21 protein-coding genes are annotated in these 23,308 nt (G+C 71.5%); 11 read left to right on the top strand and 10 right to left on the bottom strand.

Annotation, left to right across the window (positions count from 1 at the left end):
* The first annotated feature begins 40 nt into the window (after positions 1-40).
* Positions 41-1,327: an MFS transporter gene (locus tag AXA68_RS00105; protein WP_066411187.1), complete on the top strand. Its 1,287-nt coding sequence runs from the start codon at positions 41-43 to the stop codon at positions 1,325-1,327.
* Between the two features lie 47 nt (positions 1,328-1,374).
* Here the strand turns inward: AXA68_RS00105 and AXA68_RS00100 are convergent, their stop codons facing one another.
* On the bottom strand, positions 1,375-2,358 hold the full coding sequence (locus AXA68_RS00100; protein WP_066411185.1) for a nucleoside recognition protein: 984 nt from the start codon (positions 2,356-2,358) through the stop codon (positions 1,375-1,377).
* Between the two features lie 128 nt (positions 2,359-2,486).
* Between AXA68_RS00100 and AXA68_RS00095 the strand changes: the two genes are divergently transcribed.
* Entirely contained in the window at positions 2,487-3,443 is a 957-nt protein-coding gene (locus tag AXA68_RS00095; RefSeq protein WP_066411184.1) for an HVO_0234 family beta-propeller protein, read from the top strand.
* A gap of 16 nt (positions 3,444-3,459) precedes the next feature.
* On the opposite strand, the gene AXA68_RS00090 is transcribed toward AXA68_RS00095, so the two are convergent.
* Positions 3,460-4,410 carry an aminopeptidase gene (locus tag AXA68_RS00090; protein ID WP_066411176.1) on the bottom strand — a complete coding sequence of 317 codons (951 nt, stop codon included), beginning with the start codon at positions 4,408-4,410 and terminating at the stop codon, positions 3,460-3,462.
* Between the two features lie 240 nt (positions 4,411-4,650).
* Between AXA68_RS00090 and AXA68_RS00085 the strand changes: the two genes are divergently transcribed.
* Complete coding sequence (locus AXA68_RS00085; RefSeq protein WP_066411173.1) at positions 4,651-5,718, top strand: type II glyceraldehyde-3-phosphate dehydrogenase; 1,068 nt, start codon at positions 4,651-4,653, stop codon at positions 5,716-5,718.
* A 56-nt stretch (positions 5,719-5,774) separates the two neighbouring features.
* On the opposite strand, the gene AXA68_RS00080 is transcribed toward AXA68_RS00085, so the two are convergent.
* The 5 genes from AXA68_RS00080 to AXA68_RS00060 form a co-directional block, all read right to left on the bottom strand.
* Positions 5,775-5,972: a hypothetical protein gene (locus AXA68_RS00080; protein ID WP_066411171.1), complete on the bottom strand. Its 198-nt coding sequence runs from the start codon at positions 5,970-5,972 to the stop codon at positions 5,775-5,777.
* Between the two features lie 113 nt (positions 5,973-6,085).
* Positions 6,086-7,594 (bottom strand): amidase family protein, encoded by a 1,509-nt coding sequence (locus AXA68_RS00075; protein ID WP_066411168.1) that lies wholly within the window; start codon positions 7,592-7,594, stop codon positions 6,086-6,088.
* Between the two features lie 65 nt (positions 7,595-7,659).
* On the bottom strand, positions 7,660-7,959 hold the full coding sequence (locus AXA68_RS00070) for a hypothetical protein (protein WP_066411167.1): 300 nt from the start codon (positions 7,957-7,959) through the stop codon (positions 7,660-7,662).
* Positions 7,960-8,061: 102 nt separating this feature from the next.
* Complete coding sequence (locus tag AXA68_RS00065) at positions 8,062-9,081, bottom strand: hypothetical protein (RefSeq protein WP_066411165.1); 1,020 nt, start codon at positions 9,079-9,081, stop codon at positions 8,062-8,064.
* 520 nt (positions 9,082-9,601) lie between these two features.
* Entirely contained in the window at positions 9,602-12,130 is a 2,529-nt protein-coding gene (locus AXA68_RS00060; protein ID WP_080505118.1) for a heavy metal translocating P-type ATPase, read from the bottom strand.
* 148 nt (positions 12,131-12,278) lie between these two features.
* Here AXA68_RS00060 and AXA68_RS00055 point away from each other — a divergent pair, with 148 nt between their 5' ends.
* Entirely contained in the window at positions 12,279-12,641 is a 363-nt protein-coding gene (locus AXA68_RS00055; protein WP_066411164.1) for a DUF5518 domain-containing protein, read from the top strand.
* 389 nt (positions 12,642-13,030) lie between these two features.
* On the opposite strand, the gene AXA68_RS00050 is transcribed toward AXA68_RS00055, so the two are convergent.
* Complete coding sequence (locus AXA68_RS00050; protein ID WP_066411162.1) at positions 13,031-13,534, bottom strand: DUF367 family protein; 504 nt, start codon at positions 13,532-13,534, stop codon at positions 13,031-13,033.
* A 494-nt stretch (positions 13,535-14,028) separates the two neighbouring features.
* Here AXA68_RS00050 and AXA68_RS00045 point away from each other — a divergent pair, with 494 nt between their 5' ends.
* Both AXA68_RS00045 and AXA68_RS00040 read left to right on the top strand, forming a co-directional pair.
* Positions 14,029-14,784: a coenzyme F420-0:L-glutamate ligase gene (locus AXA68_RS00045; protein WP_066411159.1), complete on the top strand. Its 756-nt coding sequence runs from the start codon at positions 14,029-14,031 to the stop codon at positions 14,782-14,784.
* Between the two features lie 16 nt (positions 14,785-14,800).
* Positions 14,801-15,784, top strand: coding sequence for a 5,10-methylenetetrahydromethanopterin reductase (locus AXA68_RS00040; protein ID WP_066411157.1), 984 nt, complete (start codon positions 14,801-14,803; stop codon positions 15,782-15,784).
* A gap of 49 nt (positions 15,785-15,833) precedes the next feature.
* Here AXA68_RS00040 and AXA68_RS00035 read toward each other — a convergent pair whose 3' ends face one another.
* Positions 15,834-16,073 carry a hypothetical protein gene (locus AXA68_RS00035; protein ID WP_066411148.1) on the bottom strand — a complete coding sequence of 80 codons (240 nt, stop codon included), beginning with the start codon at positions 16,071-16,073 and terminating at the stop codon, positions 15,834-15,836.
* 137 nt (positions 16,074-16,210) lie between these two features.
* On the opposite strand from AXA68_RS00035, the gene AXA68_RS00030 reads away from it, so the two are divergent.
* From AXA68_RS00030 to AXA68_RS00010, 5 genes are all read left to right on the top strand, one after another.
* Positions 16,211-18,043: a site-2 protease family protein gene (locus tag AXA68_RS00030; protein WP_066411146.1), complete on the top strand. Its 1,833-nt coding sequence runs from the start codon at positions 16,211-16,213 to the stop codon at positions 18,041-18,043.
* Between the two features lie 151 nt (positions 18,044-18,194).
* Complete coding sequence (locus AXA68_RS00025; protein ID WP_066411144.1) at positions 18,195-19,466, top strand: ornithine cyclodeaminase; 1,272 nt, start codon at positions 18,195-18,197, stop codon at positions 19,464-19,466.
* Positions 19,463-19,993 (top strand): GNAT family N-acetyltransferase, encoded by a 531-nt coding sequence (locus tag AXA68_RS00020; protein WP_066411137.1) that lies wholly within the window; start codon positions 19,463-19,465, stop codon positions 19,991-19,993. Before AXA68_RS00025 ends, AXA68_RS00020 begins: the two co-directional genes overlap by 4 nt.
* A 99-nt stretch (positions 19,994-20,092) precedes the next feature.
* The gene (locus AXA68_RS00015; RefSeq protein ID WP_066411135.1) at positions 20,093-21,109 is read left to right on the top strand and encodes an NADP-dependent oxidoreductase; all 1,017 of its coding nucleotides are present in this window, start codon (positions 20,093-20,095) and stop codon (positions 21,107-21,109) included.
* 136 nt (positions 21,110-21,245) lie between these two features.
* Positions 21,246-22,151, top strand: coding sequence for a hypothetical protein (locus AXA68_RS00010; RefSeq protein ID WP_066411132.1), 906 nt, complete (start codon positions 21,246-21,248; stop codon positions 22,149-22,151).
* Positions 22,152-22,439: 288 nt separating this feature from the next.
* On the opposite strand, the gene AXA68_RS00005 is transcribed toward AXA68_RS00010, so the two are convergent.
* Positions 22,440-23,308 (bottom strand): hypothetical protein (locus AXA68_RS00005; RefSeq protein WP_232745031.1); only part of this gene is annotated, 869 nt, incomplete at its 5' end.

Genomic DNA, 23,308 nt, shown 5'->3' with positions numbered 1-23,308 from the left:
TGAGGTACCGTTTTCCCCGGATCTCGCGATGGACCGGTAGATGTTCGACCGCCTCGGGTTCGATTCCGTGCCCCGTGAGACCGCCCTCGTGATCGGACTCGTGAGCGGGTCGCACGTCGTGAACCACCTGTATCTCGTGTTGTTCCCGCCGATCCTGGCGACGCTCGCCGCCGACTTCGACGTGGGGCTCGCGGCGCTGGGCGTCGCGATGGGCGTCCAGGCGTTCGTCAACACCGCCCTCCAGCTGCCGTACGGCTACCTCTCCGACAACTACGACCGCGTCGTCACGCTCGCGTGCTGTCTCGGGCTCGGCGCGCTCGGCGCGGGGATCCTCGCGGTCGCGCCCACCTTCGAGGTCCTCCTCGTCGGGCAGGCCGTGTTGGGCGCGGGCATCGCCGGCCACCACCCGGCGCACTTCCCGCTGCTCTCGGACGCCAGCAGCGCCGACCTCCGCGGGAAGGCCTACAGCGCGCACGGCTTCGCCGGAAACCTCGGGTTCGCCGCCCCGCCCGTGATCATCCTCGGGGTCACGTCGCTGTCCGGCGCGACGTGGCGGCACGCGTTCGGGCTCATCGCCGCCGTCGGGGCCGTCTACGGCGCGATCGCCTGCTACGTGCTCGCCAGACACGTGAGCGACGAGGTGACGCGACCGAACCCCGACGCCGGCGACGCCCGCACGGAGGCGACCTCCCGGCTCGCCCGGATCCGCGAGGAGCTCCGCGCGCTCGGCGCGTCGCGGCCGATCCTCGGGCTCGGCGTGGTCGCGCTGCTCGCCTCGACGGCGTTCTGGGGCGTCTCCTCGTACCTCGTGGTGTTCTTGGAGAACGGCTACGGCGTCGCCTCCGGGATCGCGAGCCTCTCGCTCACGGCGATGTTCGTCGCGGGCGCGGCCCTGATACTCGCCGGCGGGGTGTTGGCCGACCGGTTCCGACCGGGTCCGATCCTCGCGGTCGCCTACCTGCTCGTCGGCGTCGCCGTCTTCGCGCTGGCGTCGGAGATCGCCCCGCCGCTCGTCGCGGTCGGGATCGGCGTGCTCGCCGGGAGCCTCGGGAGCCTCGGCCTTCCCGCCCGCGACAAGCTCGCCGACCTGCTGTCGGCGCGCAGCGACATCGGGCGCAACTTCGCGGTCGTGACGATCGGGATCATGATCGGGAACACGGTCGCGCCGCCGCTGTTCGGCGCGCTCATCGAGTCGAGCGGCTACCGCGCGACGTTCGCGCTCGTCGGCGCGTTCGCCGTGCTCGCCGCGGTCGCGACGGTCGTCATCGTGGCCCGCTACCGCGACGGCATTCGGGACGGGGCGGCGGCGGCCGCGGCGGGGGAGTGACCCGCCGGTCGCCGTCGTCGTCGGCGGTAGCGGCGTCGGCCCACCCCTCACCACGCCGGAACGAGAAGTAGCGCGACGGTGAGCGAGATGAAGACCAGCTTCAGCGCCGTGTTGACGACGATCACCTTCGTCCCGAACGACGCCCCCCAGATCCCGTACTGGAACGGGATCGAGCGCCGGAACGTCGAGACGGCGAACGAGAGGATGCCGCCGATGAGCAGGGTCGCGACCGCGGTCCGGGGGATGAACGCCGTCCCCAGAAGCGGCTGGATGGCGACCGCGCCGGCGGTGGTATCGAGAGTGTACACCGCGATCACGGGGACCGCGGCGCTCGGCAGCCCGAGCGCGCCCGTGAGCGGCTCCGCGACCGCCGTCAGCGACTCCACGTCGTAGTTGGCCACGAACGCGATCACGAGCGTGTACACGACCGCCAGCCGGGGGACGATCCGCCGGAGCGTCGACCACGACTTCTCGGCGGCCTCGCGGACGCGTTCCTCGCGGGTCCGGTCGTCGGCGTCGGGGCCGGCGGCGTCGACCTCGGCGAGCGCCGACCGGTCCACGTTGCGTTCGGAGACGAGGATCCCGCCGAGGAGTACGCCCGTGACCGTGATCGCGAGCGCGATGCCGGCGCGCGCGGAGACGTAGAGGACGCCCGTCGTCGCCCCGAGGATCGGGATCAGGACCGGGACGTAGTAGGTGAACACGTGCTGGACGAACCCGAAGAACGTGTTGATGACGACGGCGACGAGCGTCGCGCGGTCGTCGAGCAGCCCCGATTCGCGGTACTCCGCGAGCGTGGCGTACCCCGCGGTCGTCGACGCCGCGGTCGTGAGGATGGCGGTGCCCACCTCGTCCGGGAGGTTCGCGGGCCGCGTGAGGTACCCCGAGAGGCCGGCCACGTACCGGATCAGCCCGAACGCGACCGCGACGTTCGCGGCGAACACCCCGGCGGCGATAAACGCGGAGATCCGCGCGAGCCGCGGCAGGACCTCGGCGAGCAGTCCCGCGAGCTCGGCGACGACCGATTGCACTCGCGGGGGTACGCCCCGGCCGGCCAAATGGCCATCGGAACCGGTCGAAACCCGGCGACGGGGTCCCCGTGCGGTCCGCGTTCGAGCCCGCGGGGGGCTTATGTCCCCCGAGCGAGAACCCCCCGCCGATGGCACCCGCCGAGGACGACATCTCGATCGAGGAGAAGCGCGTGTACGCCGGCTCCGCGGGCCGGACCGACGCGTACGTCGCGACCGAAACCGGCGTCGTCCGGGCCGCGATCTCCGGCGACAAGATCGGCGAGTTCGAGCTGGCCGTCCGCGCTCCCGCCCGCGACGTCGCCGTCCTCGGCCGTCCGGGGACCGCCGACCTGCTCGCCGTCGCGACGGCGGAGGCGCTGTCGGTCGCGCCGGTCGGCGACGACCCCGCGTTCGTCCCCGCGGGGATCGGCCCCGCCGTCGCGGTCGGCGTCCACGGCGGGGCGTTCCTCGTCGCGGACGCCGGGGGCGCGATCCACCGGGTCGACGTCGACGCCGAGCCCGGGGCGGACGAGATCTCGGGGATCGACGCGAGCCGGATCGGGAGCGTCGACGACCCGCGGGCGATCGACGGGCCGCTGGTGGCCGCGGCCGACGGCGTTCACCGGGTCGTCGGGGCCGTGGGACCGAGCGCGGTCGGCGGCTCCCCGACCGTCGAGGCCGCCGGGCTGGAGGACGCCCGCGACGTCGCGGGGACGGGCGTCCCGCTCGCGGCGACGTCGACGGGACTCCACTGGCTCGGAAACGGGTGGATGACGGCGAACGAGGGGGACGCGATCGCCGTCGCCGCCGACGGCGACGGCCACGCGATGGCGGTCGTCGACGGGGACCTCCGCGTTCACCCCGGCGCGGACGGGGTCCCCGCCGCGCCGACCGGCGGGGTCGTCGACGACGGCTGGGACGCGGACGCCTGGACCGACGCGTCGCTTCCGGTCGAGGAGCGGCCGGCCGCGCTCGGCTACGGCCCCGGCGTGTCGGTCGCCGTCACCGACGCCGGGACGCTGTGTGTCGACGCGGGCGACGGCTGGCGACACCAGGCGCTCGGCGTCCCCGGGGTCGCGGGCGTCGCGCTGGCGGCCGTGGAGTGAACCTTCCGACGCTCGTTCAGGGGCTCGGCAGCGCGACCTCCTCGCCGTCGGCGTAGACGGTCGGGTTCCGGATGATCCCGTCGAGATGGAGCGGCGCGTCGGTCTCGCCCCCGATCCCGGCGTTATCGCCGATGGCGACGTGGACCGTCCCCGCCGCCTTCTCGTCGAGGAGGACGGAGCCGACGAGCTCCTCGACGCCGACGTTGGTGCCGATCCCGAGCTCGGCGAGGTTGTAGGCGGCGTCGCCGACCTCCTCCGCGGCGGCCTCGACGTCGGCGCGGATCGCGTCGTCCTCGATCGCGGTGACCAGGCCGTCCTCGACCTCGAAGGCGAGCGCCTCGCCGTCGTCGAGCAGGCCGTGGGGCATCATCGTCCCGTCGACGACGTAGGTCCCGGTCGCGGTCTCCGGCGCGACGAACACCTCGCCGGCCGGCAGGTTCGAGAAGTCGCCGGGGTCGTGGACCATCCCCGTGTCGGCGAGCCACTCGCGGTCGCCGATCCCGAAGGTGACGTCCGTTCCCGCCGGCGACGTGACGCGGATCTCCTCGGCGTCGCCGACCGCGTCGAGCGTCCGGTCGCAGGCGGCGTCGATGGCGGCGTAGTCGGCGTCGAGCCCGGTGACGAACACCTCCTCCGTGATCCCCGGGAGCGTCGCGCCGCGCGAGCCGGCGTCGCAGGCGGCCCCGCGGGCGCGGGTGTGGCTCAGGCTCTTCGTCGTGGGCGCACAGAAGACGTCGCTCTCGGCCATCGCGGCCGCGACGGGGGCGGGCGGCTCGGTCCCGTGTTGGTCGCTCGGCGGGTACTTCAGCAGCGTCGCGTCGTCGGTGGCCGCGGTCGCCGCCGCGTACAGCGCCTCCCCGATCGGCTCGCGCTCGTCGTCGGTGACGACGACCACTGACTCGTCCGCCTTCACGTCCAGGCACTGGTCGACGGCGGTCCGGGCCGCCTCCGCGAGGTGATCGCTCATGTCACGCCGTGGGTCGCCGCGGGCGTTAGTCCTTGCCATCCCGTCCCGGTCGATCCGGGACGCGGCCGGAGACCGGCCGATCGAGCGCACACGCGACCGATTACTCTATTATTACTGAGTTACGGAACAAGGTTGTATCTCTCTCCCGGCGCGAATTAACGGAGTCGTTACTCACGAAGTAGTTAATTTCTTATTATTTTACTCGAAAAGATTATAGGGTGTCATAGTGGACATAAAGATATGATACGCGTGGGCGTCAACGGCTACGGGACGATCGGGAAACGCGTCGCGGACGCGGTCGCGGCCCAGCCCGACATGGAACTCGTCGGCGTCACGAAGACGAAACCGAACTACGAGACCGAGGCGGCGGTCCAGCGCGGCTACGACCTCTATGCCGCGATCGCCGATCGCGCGGACGAGTTCGAGACCGCGGGCGTCGGGATCGCCGGCACCCTCTCCGACCTGCTCGAGGCCGTCGACGTCGTCGTCGACTGTGCGCCCTCCGGGATCGGCGCGCAGAACCGGTCGGTGTACGCGGCCCACGACACGCCCGCGATCTTCCAGGGCGGCGAGGACGCCGACGTGGCGGACGCCTCCTTCAACGCCCGGACGAACTTCGAGGCCGGCCGCGAGGCCGACACCCTGCGCGTGGTCTCGTGTAACACCACGGGGCTCGCCCGCCTCCTCGCGCCGCTGGAGGAGTCGTACGGGGTCGAGAAGGCCCGCGTCACCCTGGTCCGGCGCGGCGGCGACCCGAGCGAGACCGAGCGCGGCCCGATAAACGACGTGGTGCCCGACCCGACGACGGTCCCCTCCCACCACGGCCCGGACGTGAACACCGTCCTGCCGGACGTCACCGTCGACACCGCCGCGCTGAAGGCCCCGGTGACCACGATGCACACCCACAGCGTCAACGTCACGCTCCGGGAGTCCCCGACCACCGAGGCGGTCCGCGACCTGCTCGCCGACGAGCCCCGGATCTTCACCATCCCCGAGGCGGCCGCCATCGACGGGGCCGGCAAACTGAAGGAGTACGCGATGGACCGCGGTCGACCCCGCGGCGACCTCTGGGAGAACTGCGTCTGGGAGGAGTCGATAAACGTCTCCGGACGCGACCTGTACCTCTTCGAGAACGTCCACCAGGAGGCGGACGTGGTCCCCGAGAACGTCGACGCGATCCGCGCGCTGACGACGGACCTCTCCGCGGCGGAGTCGGTGGAGCGCACGAACGAGGCGCTCGGCGTCGGGTTGGAGAGCCTCCTCTCGTCCGGGGACGACGCCCGTAACCCGATCACCGCGGACGACTGACGCCGGCCGTTTCTCGGTCTTCGTCCCGATTCCGCCTCCCTTCTCGTTCCGAGCTCCTACCGCGACCGCGACGCGGTCCCTTCCGTCGGCGTCGCCACGAGGTACGTCCGCCCGCCGCGGCGCTCCAGGTGGACCTCGCCGCCGGCGACCCGGTTCGACCGGACCCGGTCGGCGATGCGGTCGGTTCGACACTCCGTGACGTCCACGCGCGTCGGCGACGCGTACCGCGGCCGGTCCTCCGATGACACGCTCATACCTGCGGGTTCGAACGGAACGCCCCTATAACCGAGCCAACCGCGGAGTGAAACTGAAAGTGAAGCGCTCCCGAACGGTCGCGGCCGGGAGCCCGGTCCGACGGTCGACCCGCCTACGCGAACCGCTCCGGCGGCCGGCGGGGCTCCGCCGCCCGCTCGTAGGCGTACCCGAGCTCGAGGAGCCGCGGCTCGGCGAACGGCCGGCCGAGGAGTTCGAACCCGACCGGCAGTTCCTCGCCGTCGGCGTCGGCGAACCCGGCGGGCAACACGATCGAGGGAAGCCCGGTGTGGGCGGAGAGCTCACAGCGCATCTCCGAGAACGGCTGGTGGTCGGGGATCTCGACCGGCAGCGCCATGGAGGGCGGGTACAACAGCGCGTCGAGGTCCTCCGTGACCAGCCGGTTCACCGTCTCGGTCCGGACCGTCTCGCGTCGCGCGAGCGCCCGCTGGTACTCGAGGTCGTCGTCCACCCCCTCGGCCACGCCGAGGATCCCGCCGTCGAGGACGCGCTCCTCGACGCTCGGGGCCATCGTCCCGCTCTCGGCCAGCTCCCGCAGCGAGTCGACGGGCGTCCCGTCGTGCGCGGCGAGGTACGCGTCGAAGTCGCGCTCGAACTCCTTGCCGACGACCCGCGCGGAGTCGAGGAACTCCCGGTCGACGACCTCGACCGGATCGACGAGAGTCGCGCCCGCCGCCTCGAGTTCCTCCATCGCGGACTCGACGACGGAGACGACCGCCTCCGCGGTGTCCGCCGCCGGGTTCTCGGGGTCGGACACCTCGAAGAGGTCGCGCGCGACGCCGATCCGCGCGCCCTCGAGCCCGTCGGCGTCGAGGTGCGCCGCGTACCCCTTCTCCGGCACCTCGCCGACGCCGAGCGCCGTGACCGGGTCGTCCGGGTCGTATCCGACCATCGCCTCGAGCGTCCGCGCCGCGTCGGCGACGGTTCGGGCGATCGGCCCCGCGGTGTCCTGCGTCGCCGAGAGCGGGACGATCCCCGTGCGGCTCACGAGCCCCCGCGTGGGCCGGACGCCGACGAGGCTCGCGAACGCCGGCGGGGACCGAACCGACGAGCAGGTGTCGGTGCCGGTGCCGACCGCCGCGAGGTTGCTCGCGATCGCCGCGGCGGTCCCGCCGCTCGATCCCGACGGCCGCCGGTCGAGCGCGTAGGGGTTCCGCGTCTCGCCGCCGAGCGAGCTCACGGAGTCGACGCCGAAGGAGAGCTCCTGGAGGTTCGCCTTCGCGAGGATCACCGCGCCCGCCTCCCGGAGCCGCTCGACGACGAACGCGTCCTCGTCGGGAACGAACTCCGCGAACAGCTCCGACCCCGCCGTCGTCGGCATGTCGGCGGTGTCGTGGTTGTCCTTGATGACCGTCGGGACCCCGTGGAGCGGGCCGACGGGGCCGTCGGCCGCGAACCGGTCGTCCAACTCCCTGGCGCGAGAGAGTGCCGCCTCGTTCACCGTCAGGATCGCGTTGAGGTCGTCGGTGTGTTCGTCGATCCGGTCGAGGTACGCCCCGGTGAGCCCCTCGGCGGTCAGCGTCCCCGCCTCGAAGGCGGCGTGTATCTCGTCGACCGTCGCCTCCAACAGGTCGAACTCGTCGTCGATCGTTCGGTCGTCCATCTAGCGGGGGAGACACCCCCCACCCAAATAGCCTCTTCCCCGGAGTCGGGCGTGGCGTCCGAGCCTTACCGGCGGAGGCCGGCCTCCTCGTCGTCCTCGACGAACCGCACCGTGAAGTAGTCGTAGCCGCCGTAGGCCGTCTCCAGCGCGCCCATCCACCAGTTCCAGCGTTCGACGAGCGACGAGCCGTCGGGCGCGTCCGAGAGGTGCCGGACCACGCCGGGGACGGTCAGCGCGTGTCCGCGGTCGGTGGAGGGCTTCCCGGAGTCGGCGAGGTCGCTGGCGGCTCGGGCGACCACGCGCCGCTCCGCGCCGGTCCCCCCGAACTCCTCGGCCAACGTCCGCTCCAGCCGCTTGCGGTCCATGTTTCCGGATAGGGCGTACGGCTATTTGAGTCGTCCGGTGAGGGTGATCTCTCGGACGGCTCGAACCCGCTCGCCGGCGGGTCACGACGGTCCGCCGCCGGGTCACAGCCGGGCCGCGAGCGCCAGAAACAGGAGGGTGAACGGCGCGGAGAGCAGCCCCAACGCGATCCCGCCCCCGTCCGCCCCGGCGACCGACATCGCCAGGCCGACGACGAGCGAGCTGCTCCCGAGGATCGCGAGGGTGACCCGTTCCGGCACGCTCGCCCGGTCGGGGCCCGGAGAGCGCGCGAGCACGTCGTCGAGGGCCGCCTCGACCGCGTCGGCCCGCTCGCTCGGGACGAACAGCCACGGCGTCGACCGGTACCAGGCGTTCCCCCGGTACGCCAGGAGGAACAGCGTCGTCCACGGCAGGTCGATCCGGCGGGTCCGGATCACGGAATCGAGGTCGTCCGATCGGGTCCGGTCGTGCGTGTGGTCCGTCCGCTCGACGACGCGCTCCGCGGGGTCGAGTCGGACCGACGTTCCCTTCGATCCGACGAGGACCGGCAGGAACCAGATCAGCGGGAAGAGGTAGAACAGCCCGATCTCGGTCGGCGAGGGGCCCCACACCCAGAGCGCGCCGATCGGGAGCGCGCCCGCGAGCACCCACGCGGGCCGGATCGACTCTCGCGAGAGCGAGTAGTCGCCGAACGTCGACCGGATCCGCTCCCGCGCTCCCTTCGTCGACCGGTCGTAGGCGATCAGGAGGTAGAGAAGCGAGAACGGGCCGCCGACGAGAAGCAGCACGGCGAGCACCCACAGCTCGCTTCCGCCCCCGAGCGTTCCGTCGCCGGTCGCCGCAGTCCACGCCGCGCTCGCCACGCCGACGGCGACGATCCCGGCGACGAGGAGGATCCCGACGACGACGAGGAGCGTCACGCCGAGCGCGAGCGACCGGAGCCGATCGTGTCGTACCGGACCCCACTCGACCGGATCGGGGACCGTGTCCGGGGCAGCGGTGGAGTCCGGGTCGGTCGTCGTCTCCGACTCGGCATCGCTCGCCGACTCGCCGGTCGTCTCTGACGGGGCGGCCGCCTCGACCGTCTCGGTCGTCTCCCCGGCGGAACCGCTCTCGGAGGGCATCTCGGCTTCCGATAGACGCGGCGCGCTGTTAAACCTGACCGCCCCCGTCGAAACCTTCGGATCGATGGAGGGTCACGGTCGCGGTCAATGGAGTCTAAACACTGACCGATCGCGGTGGCGCGCCTCCGAGCGCCCAATGGGCGCGAGGAGCCCGCGAGGGACGCTGCGAACGAAGTGAGCAGCGAGGCTGGGGAGGCGTGAGGTGCGAGGCTGTGCGGGACGGGTGGGACTCAAAGGGGCAGTCGGCTCCGGGAAGACGGCCGACGTAAGGACCGCAGGAGCGAACATAGTGAGCGACGAGGACCGCAGCGAGGCCCTCGACCGGAGCCGGCTGGGGCTTTGGGGATGGTCTCCGTGATCGTGATCACCGCGCCAGCAACGATTTTCTTCGTATCACCTCGATCACTCACGAAATACCCGTACCACTAACACTCGAGATACGACGGCCGGTTCAGACGATGGCGTGTCCGAAAATAGGATCTCATCGGGATCACCAAACCGGATCCGGACTCGCCGGGGACTACTCCGTCGTTTCAGTCGAGTCGGTCGCTCCCGTCGCAACCGCAGGCTCCGGCGGTTCCCTCGCCTCCGGCGGCTCCGCCGGCTCGACGCTCCCGAGCCGGAGCGCGTTGCCGGTGACGCCGAGGCTCATCCCCATGTCGCCGACGATCACCGCCATCGCGACGGTGACGTAGCCGAACGGCGCGCCCGCGGCGAGAAGCGCCTTCACGGCCAGCGACGCGCCGATGTTCGTCCGGATCGTCCGTCCGGCGCGCGCCGAGAGGTCGATCACGTACGGCAGGCGGGTCAGGTCATCGGCCATGAGCGCCACGTCCGCGGTCTCGAGGGCGGTGTCGGTGCCGGCCGCGCCCATCGCGATCCCGACGTCGGCGGCCGCCAGGGCGGGAGCGTCGTTGATCCCGTCGCCGACCATCGCGACCCCGCCGTCGCTTTCGTCGCCGATCTCGCGGACGGCGGCGACCTTCTCGTCCGGGAGCAGCTCGGCGCGGACCTCGTCGACGCCCACGGTCTCGCCGATCGCGCGGGCGGTCCGCTCGTTGTCGCCGGTGAGCATCACGACGCGCTCGATCCCGAGCGCGTGGAGCCGATCGACGGCCCACGCCGCCTCCGGCCGGACGGCGTCGGCGACCGCGATGACGCCCTCCAGCCGCTCCTCGGTGCCGACGAGCACGACCGTCTTGCCCGCGGCCTGGAGCCGGGGGATCGTCTCGCCGGCGAGGTCGAGGTACTCGCCGTGTTCGCAGGGCTCGGGCTCGTCGAGCCGATCGGTGCCGTCCGACGATCCGCTTCCGTCGACCGCGCCGGTTTCGTCCAACCGCTCGAGGCGTCCCCCGTCGGTCCGGACGTGGGCGTGACCCAGGTCGAAACCGAGCTCCTCGAACAGCGACGGCTTGCCGGCGTAGTGGGTCTCGCCGCCGATCTCCGCCCGGACGCCCTCGCCGGCGAGCGCCTCGAAGCCGGTCACGTCGCGGTCGGTGTCGTCGCGGACGGGGTCGTCGCGGTCGGCACCGCCGTCGCTTCCGCCGGCCTCCTCGCCGGCGTCCTCTCCGTACGCCACGATCGCCTTCGCGACGGGGTGTTCGCTCCGGCGCTCCAGGGCGGTCGCACACGCGAGGAGATCGTCGGCGTCGGTGCCGCCGAGCGGGACGGCGTCGGTGACCGCGAGGTCGCCGGTCGTGAGAGTCCCCGTCTTGTCGACGGCGACGGCGTCGACGTCTCCCGCGGCCTCCAGGTGTTCGCCGCCCTTGATCAGGACGCCGTTTCGCGCGGCGGCGGTGACCCCGGAGACGACGCTGACGGGCGTCGAGATGACGAACGCGCACGGACACGCGATCACGAGCAGGGTGAGTCCGCGGACGAACCACGTCTCCGTCGGGCCGCCGACGACGACGGTACCGAGGACGACGGTCGCGACCGCGGCGGTCACGACGATCGGCGTGTAGACGGCCGCGAACCGGTCGACGAACCGCTCGGCGCGGGTCTCCTCGGCCCCCGCCGCCTCGACGAGTTCGACCACCTGCGCGATGGTCGACTCCTCGGCGGGCGCGGTGGCCTCGACCTCGAGGTAGCCGGCCTCGTTGATCGAGCCGGCGTACACCTCGTCGCCCGGCTCCTTCTCCGCGGGCACCGACTCGCCGGTGATCGGCGACTCGTCGACGGCTCCCGACCCCTCGCGGACCACCCCGTCGAGGGGGACGCGCTCGCCGGGTCGGACCGCGAGCCGCTCGCCGACCGCGACCGCCGCCGCCGGGACGGTCTCCTCCGCGCCGTCGCGGATCACGACCGCCTCGTCGGGCGAGAGCTCCATCAGCTCCCGCAGCGAGGTGCGCGCGCGGTCGATCGAGAAGCGCTCCAGCAGCTCCGCGGTCGAGAACAGCACCGCGAGCGTCGCCGCCTCGAACGGGAGGTCGATCAGCAGGGCGGCGACCACGCCGATCGACATCAGGAGGTCGATGTCGAGGCTCAGTCCCCGCAGCGAGTAGTAGCCGTTCCGGAGGATCGGCGGGGCCGCGACCGCGATCGCCAGCAGGTACGCGAGCGACGCGCCCGAGACCTCCCACGGGCCGACGATTCCGACGCCCCCGCCGACGGTGGCGAAGACGGGGTTCGCTCCCGGAAGGAGCCACTCGAGGACGAGTCCGAGGATAAGGAGGATCCCGCCGGCCGCGGTCGCGATCGCTCGCGGGCTCCGCCACAGGTCGTCGGCGACCGTGTCCGCGTCCGCGTCGGCGACGTCGTAGCCCGCGCCCTCGACCGCCGCGACGACCGCGTCGGCGTCGAGCACCGCCGGGTCGTGGGTGACGACGACGACCCCGGTCGTCGGCCGCGTGTCGACCGAGAGGACGCCCGCGCGGTCGAGGGCTCCCTCGACCTTGCCCGCACAGGACGCACAGTCCATGTCGGGGACCGTGAGCCGGAGCTCGGAACCGTGAGTCTCGGGACCGGCACCGCCGGGATCGCGGCCTTCGGGCGCGCCGCCCTCGGCGTCGCCGGATCCGGTGTCGGTCGTCCCGTTTCGTTCGCTCATTGGCGATCCCTAACCGAGCCACGGTTATTAATCCATCTGCCAGAATACGCCGTATATTTATAAGTAGTTCATATTCTACAAGAAATATTTAATAATACGGGCGGCGAACGACGGCGAGTATTTATCGCCGGGTCGGCTACGAGCGGGCATGACCGACTGGCGCGCCGTCGGCTACGGGTTCGTCGTCACCGTGATCGCCGGGTTGCTGGCGACGTTCGCGCCCGTGATCGGCCACGTGGGTGCCGGACTGATCGGCGGGTTCGTCGCGGGCTACGTCGCCGGCGGCGGCCTGCTGTCGGGGACGTGGCACGGCCTGCTCGCCGGCTCCGTGAGCGGGGTCGTCGTCACGCTGCTGCTCGCCGCGTTCGGCGGACTGCTCGGGCTCGCGGGCGGCCCGCTCGGCGGATTGTTAGGCGGCGCGGGCGTCCTCGTCGTCGGACTCCTCCTCACGTTCCTGTTCGCCATCGACTCCGCGCTCGCGGGGGCGATCGGCGGCGTCCTCGGGGAGTGAGGGTCGAAAAAGAAGTTTTGTCAGGTCTTTCGAGGATCGATCTCGATCGCGGTGGCGCGCCGGTGAGCGCCCGGAGGGCGCGAACCGCTCGCGAGGGACGCTGCGAACGAAGTGAGCAGCGAGGCTGGGGAGGCGTGAGGTGCGGGGTGGGACTCAAAGGGGCAGTCGCGAGGACGAAGCACGGCGACGTAAGCACTGGAAGGAGCGAGCAACGCGAGCGACTGAAGCGCACAGCGAGCCGCGCGAGTCCTCGCGACCGGGGCTTTGAAGATGTTCTTCCCGAGCGTGGCTTCAGTAGTGGATTGCCGAGCGGCTGGCGGGTTGGATTCGTCCTCCGCGACCACGTCTTCCGTTTCGTATCCTCGGCCGAAACCGGACGTATCGCCGCCTCACTCCCGGTCGAGATACTCCTGCTGGACCGCGACGACCTCGCTCGAGTCCGCGCAGTCGGCGTACCGCCGCAGCGGCTCCTCGTTGAGTTCGAGGAACGTCTCGCCCCAGGTGAACTTCGCCATGACCCGCTCGGCGTGGTCCGGCTCGCCGAGGATCGACAGGGCGGCCGCGAACGCCTCGACCGTCGTGAGCCGCATCGGCCGGCCGAAGTTCACGGGGTTTCCGGCGACGAGGTACGGCAGCGCGCGGTGCTCGCCCGGAAGCGAGAACGTCTTCTCGCCCGCCGACTCCCACGAGCAGTCGAGCGCGACGAGCGCCTCCTCGCGGGCTATGTCGGCGTCGGCGGGCGAGAGCGCCCGCTCGGCGTGGGGATTGAGGACGACCCCGTAGGGGGTGGCCCGGTCCGACCGGTGGAGTTCCGCGAGGTCGAACCGCGCGAGCTTCCGGGCCGTACACTTGTCGGGGTCGTCGTCGCCCTCGTACCGGACGTGGAGATCCACAAGTACGAGATCGGCGGAGTCGTTTATAAGGTGTGCGGAGCGGTCGAGTACGATCTCATCTCGATGAGTGAAGGGATGTGAGACACGTCCGACGCTCCAGCCGCTCGACTGTACACGACTGCTAGCCCGGAGACGATCTCCAAAGCCCCAGCCGTGAGGCGGGCGCACGCTCGCTGCGGTCCTCGCTCGCTCACTTCGTTCACTCCCTGCGGTCCTTACGTCGCCTGCGCCCGCCTCACGGCTGCCCCTTTGAGTCCCACCCCGCACAGCACTGCACCTCACGCCTCCCCAGCCTCGTCGACTGCCCTCCGCTTCACTTCGGCCAGCCGACTCCTTCGCGCGGTGCCGTTCGCGGCCGCCGAGGGCGGCCGCTCACGGGCACGCGCCACCGCATTCGTGTATAAACCATCGTGTCGGCGGATCCGGTTCACTGGGTACCGTCAAGCGGGCCCGGTACCGGCGGGGTTTTTCCTCGCCGACGCGCAGGGTCGTGTATGGAGCTGTTCGCCGTCCCGGACCTCCCGGAGATCCGGGAGGGAGACGACCTCGCGGCCATGATCGGCGAGCGCGTCGACCTCCGAGACGACGACGTGGTCGTCGTCGCCAGCACCGTCGTCTCCAAGGCGGAGGGGCGCACGCGCGACCTCGACGACTTCCCGGCGAGCCCCCGCGCGAACGAGATCGCCGACCGGCTCTCCGAGATCGCCGGCGAGGAGAAGGACCCCCGGTTCGCGCAGGCGGTCCTCGAGGAGTCCACCGAACTGATCATGGAGGCTCCCTTCCTGCTCACGGCGACCCGCTTCGGCCACGTCGGCGTCAACGCCGGGATCGACCGCTCGAACGTTCCCGACGGCGACCTGCTGTTGCTCCCGAAGCGCCCCTCCGAGAGCGCGGCGCGGATCCGCGAGGGGCTCGCGGCCGACCGCGTGGTCGTCAGCGACACCTGCGGCCGGCCGTTCCGCCACGGGCAACGCGGCGTCGCGATCGGCTGGGCCGGCATGCCGGCGAGCCGCGACTGGCGCGGCGAGCGCGACCGCGACGGCCGCGAGATGGGCGTCACCGTCCAGAACGTGATCGACGAGCTCGCGAGCGCCGCCAACCTCGTCGCCGGCGAGGGCGACGGGGGAACCCCCGTCGTCGTCGTCCGCGACTGGGCGTTCGGCGACCACGACGGCTCGGACAGCCACTTCCGCGAGGTCGAGGGCGACTTCGTCCGGCAGGCGTTACGCGGCTGGAACTACGAGGCGTAGCCACACGACACCACCAATGCTCGGCATCGAACTCACCCCCGAACACGACCCGCACCGCGTCGTCGACCTCGGCGTCCGCGCCGAGGCCGCCGGCTACGACGCCGTCTACTCGACGTGCCACTACAACAACCGCGACCCGTGGGCGGTCCTCTCGCGGCTCGCGGCGGCGACCGAGTCGGTCCGGCTCGGCCCCGGCGTCGCCAACCCCTACGAGACCCACCCCGTCACCCTCGCCTCGAAGGTCGCCACCCTCGACGAGCTCTCCGACGGTAGAGCGGTCTTCGGGCTCGGCCCCGGCGATCCCTCGACGCTCCGGAACCTCGGGCTCGAGGACGATCGCGGGCTCCGGCCCGTGTTGGAGGCGTTCAAGACCGCTCAAAAGTTGTGGGCCGGCGAGCGCGTCGACCACGACGGGACCTTCGAGGCGAGCGGCGCGGGGCTCAACTACGAGCCCCCGCAGGGGGCGTCGATCCCGGTCCACGTCGGCGGCGAGGGGCCGCACATGTGCCGGATGGCGGCGAAACACGCCGACGGTCTCCTGTACAACGGTTCGCACCCGAAGGACCTCGCGTGGGCCCGCGAGCAGGTCGACGACGGGCTCGCCGACCGCCCGGACTCGCGGGGCGGGTTCGACCTCGTCGCCTACGCCGCGGTGTCGGTCGCCGAGGACGGCGCGGCCGCCCGCGAGGCCGCCCGTCCCCCCGTGGCGTTCATCGCCGGCGGCGCGGCCCCGCCCGTCCTGAAGCGGCACGGGATCGACGCCGACGCCGCCGCGGCGATCGGCGAGCGCGTCTCAGCCGGCGACTTCTCCGCCGCCTTCGATCTGGTGACGCCCGACATGATCGACGCGTTCTGTATGGCGGGAACGCCCGAGACCGTCCGCGAGCGCGCGAGCGCCCTGGCGGAACACGCCGACGGGCTGGTCGTCGGGTCGCCGCTCGGTCCGGATCTCGAGGCCGGCGTCGACCTCGCGGCCGAGGCGCTCTCGGGGCTCTTTTGAGCCCGGATCGCGGGGAGACGGATTCGGGCGGCGGGACCCGAGAGACCGGCTACTCGCTCCGACCGCGGCCGCCGAGCGAGGGGAGTTTGAGACCGATCTCCCCGAGCAGCGCGCCCAGGGCGGCGTAGCCGAGCACGGCCACGGAGGCGAGTATCAACACCTGGCCGACGATAACCAGAAGCGCCGAGAGCGGGTCGCCCGCACCGAGGATCAGGTCGTTCGCGAAGATGTCGACGAAGCGGCCGACGTCGCCGACCAGCCGGGAGACGAAGTCGATGAGCGCGATCATGTGTCGACGTTGGGCAGGGGGGTACTTGGGGTTTTAGTTCGCGGGAGGCGGGGACCGGCCCGGGACGTACCCGACCCACCGGATCCCGGTTCACCGAACCGAACGCCTTACACCCGGCCGACCCTGACGGGTTCGACATGAACACGGTGCTGTGGGTCCTGACGGGGATCCTCGCGTACACGGCGGCCATGACGTGGCTCCGGAACCGGGGGATCCTCCCGGACTCCGTGCGGGTCTCCGGCCCGCTCACGACCCTCCACACCCGTCGCGGGCGGATGTTCCTCGAGCGACTGGCCGGGCCGCGGCGGTTCTGGCGCGCGGTCGCGAACCTCGGGCTCGGCGGCGCGCTCGTCGCGATGGTCGGATCCTTCGTCCTCATCGTCTCTTCGGGCATGTCGGCGCTGTCGGCCACGCAGCCCTCCGCGATCCAGCAGCCGCAGAACTTCCTCATCATCCCCGGCGTCAACGAGTTCCTCCCGCTGTCGGTCGCGCCCGAGATCGTCGGCGGGCTCGCGATCGCGATGGTCGTCCACGAGGGGGCCCACGGCCTGCTTTGTCGCGTCGAAGACATCGAGATCGACTCGATGGGGCTCGTCTTCCTCGCGATCCTCCCGGTCGGCGCGTTCGTCGAACCGGACGAGGAGGCGACTCGGGAGGCGTCCCGCGGCGCGCGCGCCCGGATGTTCGCCGCGGGCGTCACCGCGAACGTCGTCCTCACGGTCGTCGTCTTCGCGCTGCTCTTCGGGCCCGTCGTCGGCGCGATGGGCGTCGCGCCCGGCTACGCGGTCGGCGAGGTGAACCCGGGGTCGCCGGCGGCCGAGGCGGACCTCGCGCGCGGCGACCGGATCGTGGCGGTCGCCGGCGAGCCGGTCGCGGACGCCGCCGAGTTCGAGGCCGCGCTCGCGGACGCCGACGCGGACGTCTCGCTGCTCGTCGACGACGGCGACGGGGAGCGCGAGGTCACGGTCGAACGCGAGCTCCAGGCTATCGGCTCCGCCGGCGCCAACCCCTTCGGCGTCACGGTCGACGACGACCCGATCGTCGTCGCCGCCGTGAACGGCGAGCCGGTGCGGACCGAGGGCGCGTTCCTCGCGGCCGTCGGCGACGACGAGCGCGCGACCGTGACGACCGAGACGGCCGACGGCGGGAACGCCACGGAGACCGAGGTGCCGATCGGCGCGTACGTCGTCGGCGTCCAGGAGGACGGCCCGATCCACGACGCGGGCGCGGCGGTCGGCGAGCCGCTCACGATCGTGGAGATCGACGGCGACCGGATCCGCGACGACGCGGAACTCGCGTCGACGCTTCAACGGCGCGAGCCCGGAGCGACCGTCGAGGTGATCGCGTACACCGCCGCAGACGAGCGCGTCGCCTACGACGTCGAGCTCGACGCCCACCCCAACCGCGAGGGCGGGTTCATCGGCGTGAGCGTCTTCCCCGGCACGAGCGGGCTCGCGCTCGACGACGTCGGCGTCTCCGAGTACCCCGCGGGCGCGTACCTCGAACTGCTCGGCGGCGACGGCGGCGAGGGGGCGCTCGACGGGGTCCCGATCGGCGGGCTCGCGGACTCCGCGCTCGGGCTCGTCTTCGTCACGCTGATCCTCCCGCTCGGCAGCCTCTTCGGGCTCCCCTTCAACTTCGCCGGCTTCGCCGGCGGGATCACCAACTTCTACGTCCTCGAGGGCGGGCTCGCGTTCCTCGGCGGCGGCGCGTTCCTGTTCGCGAACCTGCTCTTCTGGACCGGCTGGATCAACATCCAGCTCGCGCTGTTCAACTGCCTGCCGGCGTTCCCGCTCGACGGCGGCCGGATCCTGCGGATGGTCGCCGAGGCGGTCGTGAGCCGGCTCCCGATCGGCGACCGGCACGCGGCCGTCCGGACGATCACGGTCTCCTCCGGGCTGGTCATGCTCTTCGGGCTGGTGGCGATGGTGTTCGGCAACCGGATCCTCTCGGCGCTCGGGCTGATCTGAGCGGTCGCCGGGGGAGTTCGACCCGTTTCGCCGTCGGCCGCCGTCCGCCGCCGGCGCCACGTCGACGCTCCGTCACCACCCCGTCGACGCCACCGACAGCAACGCCGGCCGCAGGGGAAACCGGTTTCTCCGCGGGGGGACACGGGGAGGTATGAGCCACTCGCGAACCGTCGAGATCGAGGGACACATCATCGACAGCGGGACGATGCAGCGGTGTTTCGGTGCGGTGATGGACCTCGGTGGGTCCTTCGACGTCGAGCAGTTCGACGTGGGAACCCACGAGGAGGCCGAGTCGTACTGCCGGATGCGCGTCTCCGCCGACGACGAGGGGACGCTCCAGGCGATCCTCCACGAGCTCCACCAGAACGGCGCGGTGTTGGAGGATCCCTCCGACGTGACCCTCGTCGCCGCCCCCGACGACAAGGTCGTCCCCCCCGACTTCTACTCGACGACGAACCACCCGACCGAGGTGCGCTACGACGGCGAGTGGATCGACGTCGAGCGGATCGAGATGGACTGCGCGCTGATCGTCGACCCCGACGGCCCCGACGGGGAGCCGCGGGCGTACACGAAGGTGCTCAACGGCGTCGAGGAGGGCGACCTCGTCGCGACCGACGAGTCGGGGATCCGCGTCAACCCGCCCGAGCGCCCCCGCGGCTCCGGCGGCGCGTTCGGCTTCATGCAGGGCGGCGTCTCCTCGGAGCGGCCCTCCGAGTCGACGATCCGCGAGGTGGCCGCGGAGCTGCGCGACGTGAAGACGGCGGGCGGGAACGTGATGGTCGTCGCCGGGCCCGCGGTGATCCACTCGGGCGCGGGCGACGCGCTCGCGGACCTCGTCGCGGCCGGCTACGTCGACTCGCTGTCGGCCGGCAACGGCTTCGCGACCCACGACCTCGAGCGCTCCCTGTACGGCACCTCGTTGGGGATGGACGTCGAGACGCTCGAACACCCGCGGAAGGGACACAAACACCACATCTGGACGATCTCGGAGATCATCCGCGCCGGCGGGATCGAGGCCGCGGTCGAGGAGGGTATCGTCACGGAGGGCGTGATGTACGAGTGCGTGCGAAACGACGTCGACACCGTGCTCGCGGGGTCGATCCGCGACGACGGCCCGCTGCCCGACACGGTCACGGACGCGGTGGAGGCGCAGGACGCGATCCGCGATCAGGCCCACGACGCCGACATCGTGTTGATGCTCGCCACCTTGCTCCACTCGGTCGCGGTCGGGAACTGCCTCCCGTCGACGACGAAGACGGTCTGTGTCGACATCAACCCCGCAACCGTCACGCAGCTGCTCGACCGCGGCTCCGCGCAGGCGATCGGCATGGTCACCGACATCGGCACGTTCGTGCCCACGCTCGCGGAGTTCGTGCTGGAGGGCGACGACGCGGCGGTCGCCGAGGCGGGTGAGAGCGCGTGAGCGTCGCGCTCCGTCCCTACGACGCGACGACCGACGCCGACGGACTCTACGACCTGAAGCTCGCCTTCGAGCGCGGGCTCGGCGAGAACACCGGCGGCGACCAGAAGGCGGCGACCTACGCGGGCAAGCTCACCGACGACTACCGCGAGTCGTGGCTCGCGTGGGTCGACCGCTGCGTCGCCGACGACCCGCGCTGCGTGACCGTCGCGGTCGACGAGGCGGCGGCGGGCGCGGACGGTCCCTCCCTCGTCGGCTACGTCTTCTGTCTCCCCGAGCGGCTGGCGTTCATTTGGGACGCGGCCGTGATAAACGAACTTTACCTCGCGCCCGATCACCGAGGGAGCGGGGTCGCCGACGACCTCATGGACGCCGCGGTCGACCTCGCCGCCGACCAGGACCTCCCGCTCGACCGGATCGTGCTCGACGTCGACGCCGCGAACGAGCGCGCGCAGGCCTTCTACGCGCGCCACGGATTCGAACACTGGGGCGAGATGGTCGCGCGCCCGGTCGGCCACGAGGACGACTGAACGGCGGCGGACCGCGTCGATCGGCTCGCGGCAGGGAGCCGGACCGCGACCGATCGCCGCCGTCCGAAGGCTATTGGCTCGCGGTCGAGTAGGGGGGACATGCCCGACACCACGCGCGAGTGGACCCTGGCCGAGCGGCCCCGCGGCGAACCGGACCTCGACTGCTTCGACCTCCGAGAGCGAGACCGGCCGGAGCCGGACCCCGGCGAACTGCTCGTCCGCGTCCGCTACCTCTCCGTCGACCCGTACATGCGCGGCCGGATGCGCGACGCGGAGTCGTACGCGGAGCCGTGGGCGGTCGGCGACGCGCTGAAGGGCGGCGTCGTCGGCGAGGTCGTCGAGAGCGCCGACGACCGCTACGACGCCGGCGACCTCGTCACCGGCAACGGGACGTGGGCCGACCACGCGCTGCTCGACGCCGACGACGCCGCGCCCGTCGACCCCGCGGTGGCCGACCCGCCGGCGTACCTCGGCGTGCTGGGAATGCCCGGCCGGACCGCGTACTTCGGCCTGCTCGAGGTCGGCGAGCCGAAGCCGGGCGACACGGTCGTCGTCTCCGGCGCGGCGGGCGCGGTCGGCTCCGTCGTGGGCCAGATCGCGAGGCTGAACGGCTGTCGCGTCGTCGGCTTCGCGGGCACCGACGAGAAGACGGCGTGGCTCACGGAGGACCTCGGCTTCGACGCCGCGATCAACTACCGCACGACCGACGACTACGGCGCGGCGCTCGCCGAGGCCGCCCCCGACGGCGTGGACGTCTACTTCGACAACGTCGGCGGGCCGATCACGGACGCCGTGTTCGGGGAACTGAACCTCGACGCGCGGGTGGCCGTCTGCGGCCAGATCGCCCACTACAACGACGAGGAGACGCCGACCGGGCCGCGGAAGCTCCCGCTCCTCATCGCCCCGCGAGCGAGGGTTCAGGGACTCCTCGTGAGCGACTACGCCACCCGGTTCGGGGAGGCTGCCGAGCGGCTCGCGGGCTGGGTCGCCGACGGCGAGATCGCCCACCGCGAGACCGTCGTCGAGGGGCTGGAGAACGCGCCCGACGCCTTCCTCGGGCTCTTCTCCGGCGACAACGTCGGCAAGCAGGTCGTGCGGGTGTCGTCGCCGGAGTGAGATCGGCGGAACGCGTTCGCCTCAGGGAGCGTGGCACCGAGTCGTCGGCGACCGCGAGGCGTGTCGCTGGCAGGTGACTCAAGCGGGTGTTTGACCGTACCGTAGGGACTTATCGGGGAGTCCGGTACACACGCGTATGAAACGCCGAGCGGTTCTGGCGGCCGTCGGAGTCACGGGCCTCTCGACCGCCGGGTGTCTCCGGGTGCCGGGCCGTGACGGACGTTCGGATTCGTGTGCCGACGGCACTCACTTCTCCTTACAGCGGGTGACGGCGTCTCACGTCCAAAACGAGTTCACTACCTACATCGAATCGCTGCCGTACGCCACACGGACTCTCGTGGCTCGCGCACTCGAGTCGGAGACCGGTGCGGCTACCTCTCGGAGCTATTACTCGCTACACCCGCCGAAGGAGTACGTCGTCACGGAGTCGACGGACTTCTATCGCGTCGAAGCGACCGATCTCGACGCGACGGAGACGACGGGGTACGTGTACTCGGTCGACCTCGACGTCGATGAGTCGTCGCTTCCGAACGACACCCGCATCCACGCGTTTACGGATCTCCCGGCTCACGACCGCGAGTCGCTCCTCAGTGCCGTCGGGAATCCACATCTCCTTCACGCACCGCATTATTCGTTCTCGGCCGTGTTCGCGTACGAAAACGAGGAACTGCGGGACCGATCGATGTTCGTCCCCGAGACGGACAGCCGCCATCTCCGCTGGAACGACGTACTGCTACGACTGGTCTTCGACGAGCGACGAACGGTCGAGATCACGAGCACGACCGTCTCTACGGAACTCGTGGCTGGATCGCCGGAGGCGTTTTTCGGACATATCCGGAGGGAACGCGGTACCGTCCTCGACCCGCTCACGGACCGACAGCGAGACGTCATCACGCAAGCGATCGACGGGACATACACGGAGTGTCGACCGTATTCGGACGCGTTCGGTGATCTCCGCGGTCAACTCACCGATGAGGACGGGAGACACGACGCACTTGCTCGGTACGACGGCGACTGGTACTTCGTCCACTTGTCTCGGTGATCCGACCCGTTCTCGCACCGACTAGCGCCCCGTGCTCAACGGGTCCGTCGGAACTCGCCGACCGGGAGGGTCGATACGGCCGATCCTCGCCGGGACCGCCCGATCGCACGACGGATCCGCGATGCGGCCTCGCCGGCGCGTCGTGCCGGCCGCCAGCGGCCTTCCGATTCCCGTTGGAGTCGCTCGCCCGCCACGAGCGACGGGGCGGGGACGAGTGACGTTCGGAGCGCCGACGGCGTTCACCGCGCCGTCGACGACGGACGATCGAACCCTTCCGCCGGGGCACGTTCACGCCGCGACCCCCCACAGCCCGATCGCGACGAACAGGACGCTCACGAGGAACGGGAAGACGGCTCGTCGGAGCCGCGAGAGCGCGAATCCGCGGACCGACCGGTCCGTGATCACGAGGTCCCCGGCGAGCGCGGGGCGTCCTCCTTCCTCGCGCTCGACCGTCCCGGCGACGAGGTACGTTTCACCGGGCGTGATCCGTCGCTCGACGTACCGGCGCGTGCCGAAGAAGGGGATCGCCGCGATCCAGCCGGCGACCGGATCGAGTCCCTCGCGGGCGTCGACGAACCGCCGGATCCGGTCCGGGGGCGTCTCCGTCGCCCCGACGCGGACGACCGTCGACGCCGTGTCGAGCGCGAACCGCCGCGACGACGGGCGGACGGCGAGACTCCCGTTCGACCCGTCGGGACCCTCCAGGGCGAACCCGGCGGTCGCGACCCCGTCGTCGAGGTGGGCGTTGAGCCACGGGATCCCGACCGCGAACGGCTGGCGCTCCGTGACCTCGAACTCGAAGCCGAGGCAGTCGGATCCGGAGAACGGGGCCGAGAGCGTCTCTCCCGCGTCGATCGCGGTTCCACGGACCGCGAGGAACGCCCCGTCGTCGGCGTCGGCCGCGGTCTCGGGCGTTTCGACCGCCGCCCGAAGCAGCCGCGGAAGGACCGCGAGCGGCCGGAGCCCGTACCACGCCATCGCGAGGCCGAGCCCGACGAAGAGGGCCCCGAGGAGGGTCAGATACATCGGCGGAGAACGGGCGGGGTCAAGCGACTGGTCGAGGACGCGCGCGCGGACGAGGCGGTCGTGAAGGCGATCGCGTCGGTCGTGGAGGTCGTGAAGGGGGTCGTGGAGGGGGTCACGTCGCACGGTTCGGA

The organism is Halorubrum aethiopicum (genome assembly GCF_001542905.1).
Lineage (GTDB): Archaea > Halobacteriota > Halobacteria > Halobacteriales > Haloferacaceae > Halorubrum > Halorubrum aethiopicum.
The sequence above is the reverse complement of the archived record's forward strand: the minus strand, read 5'-3'. Positions and strand labels throughout refer to the sequence as shown.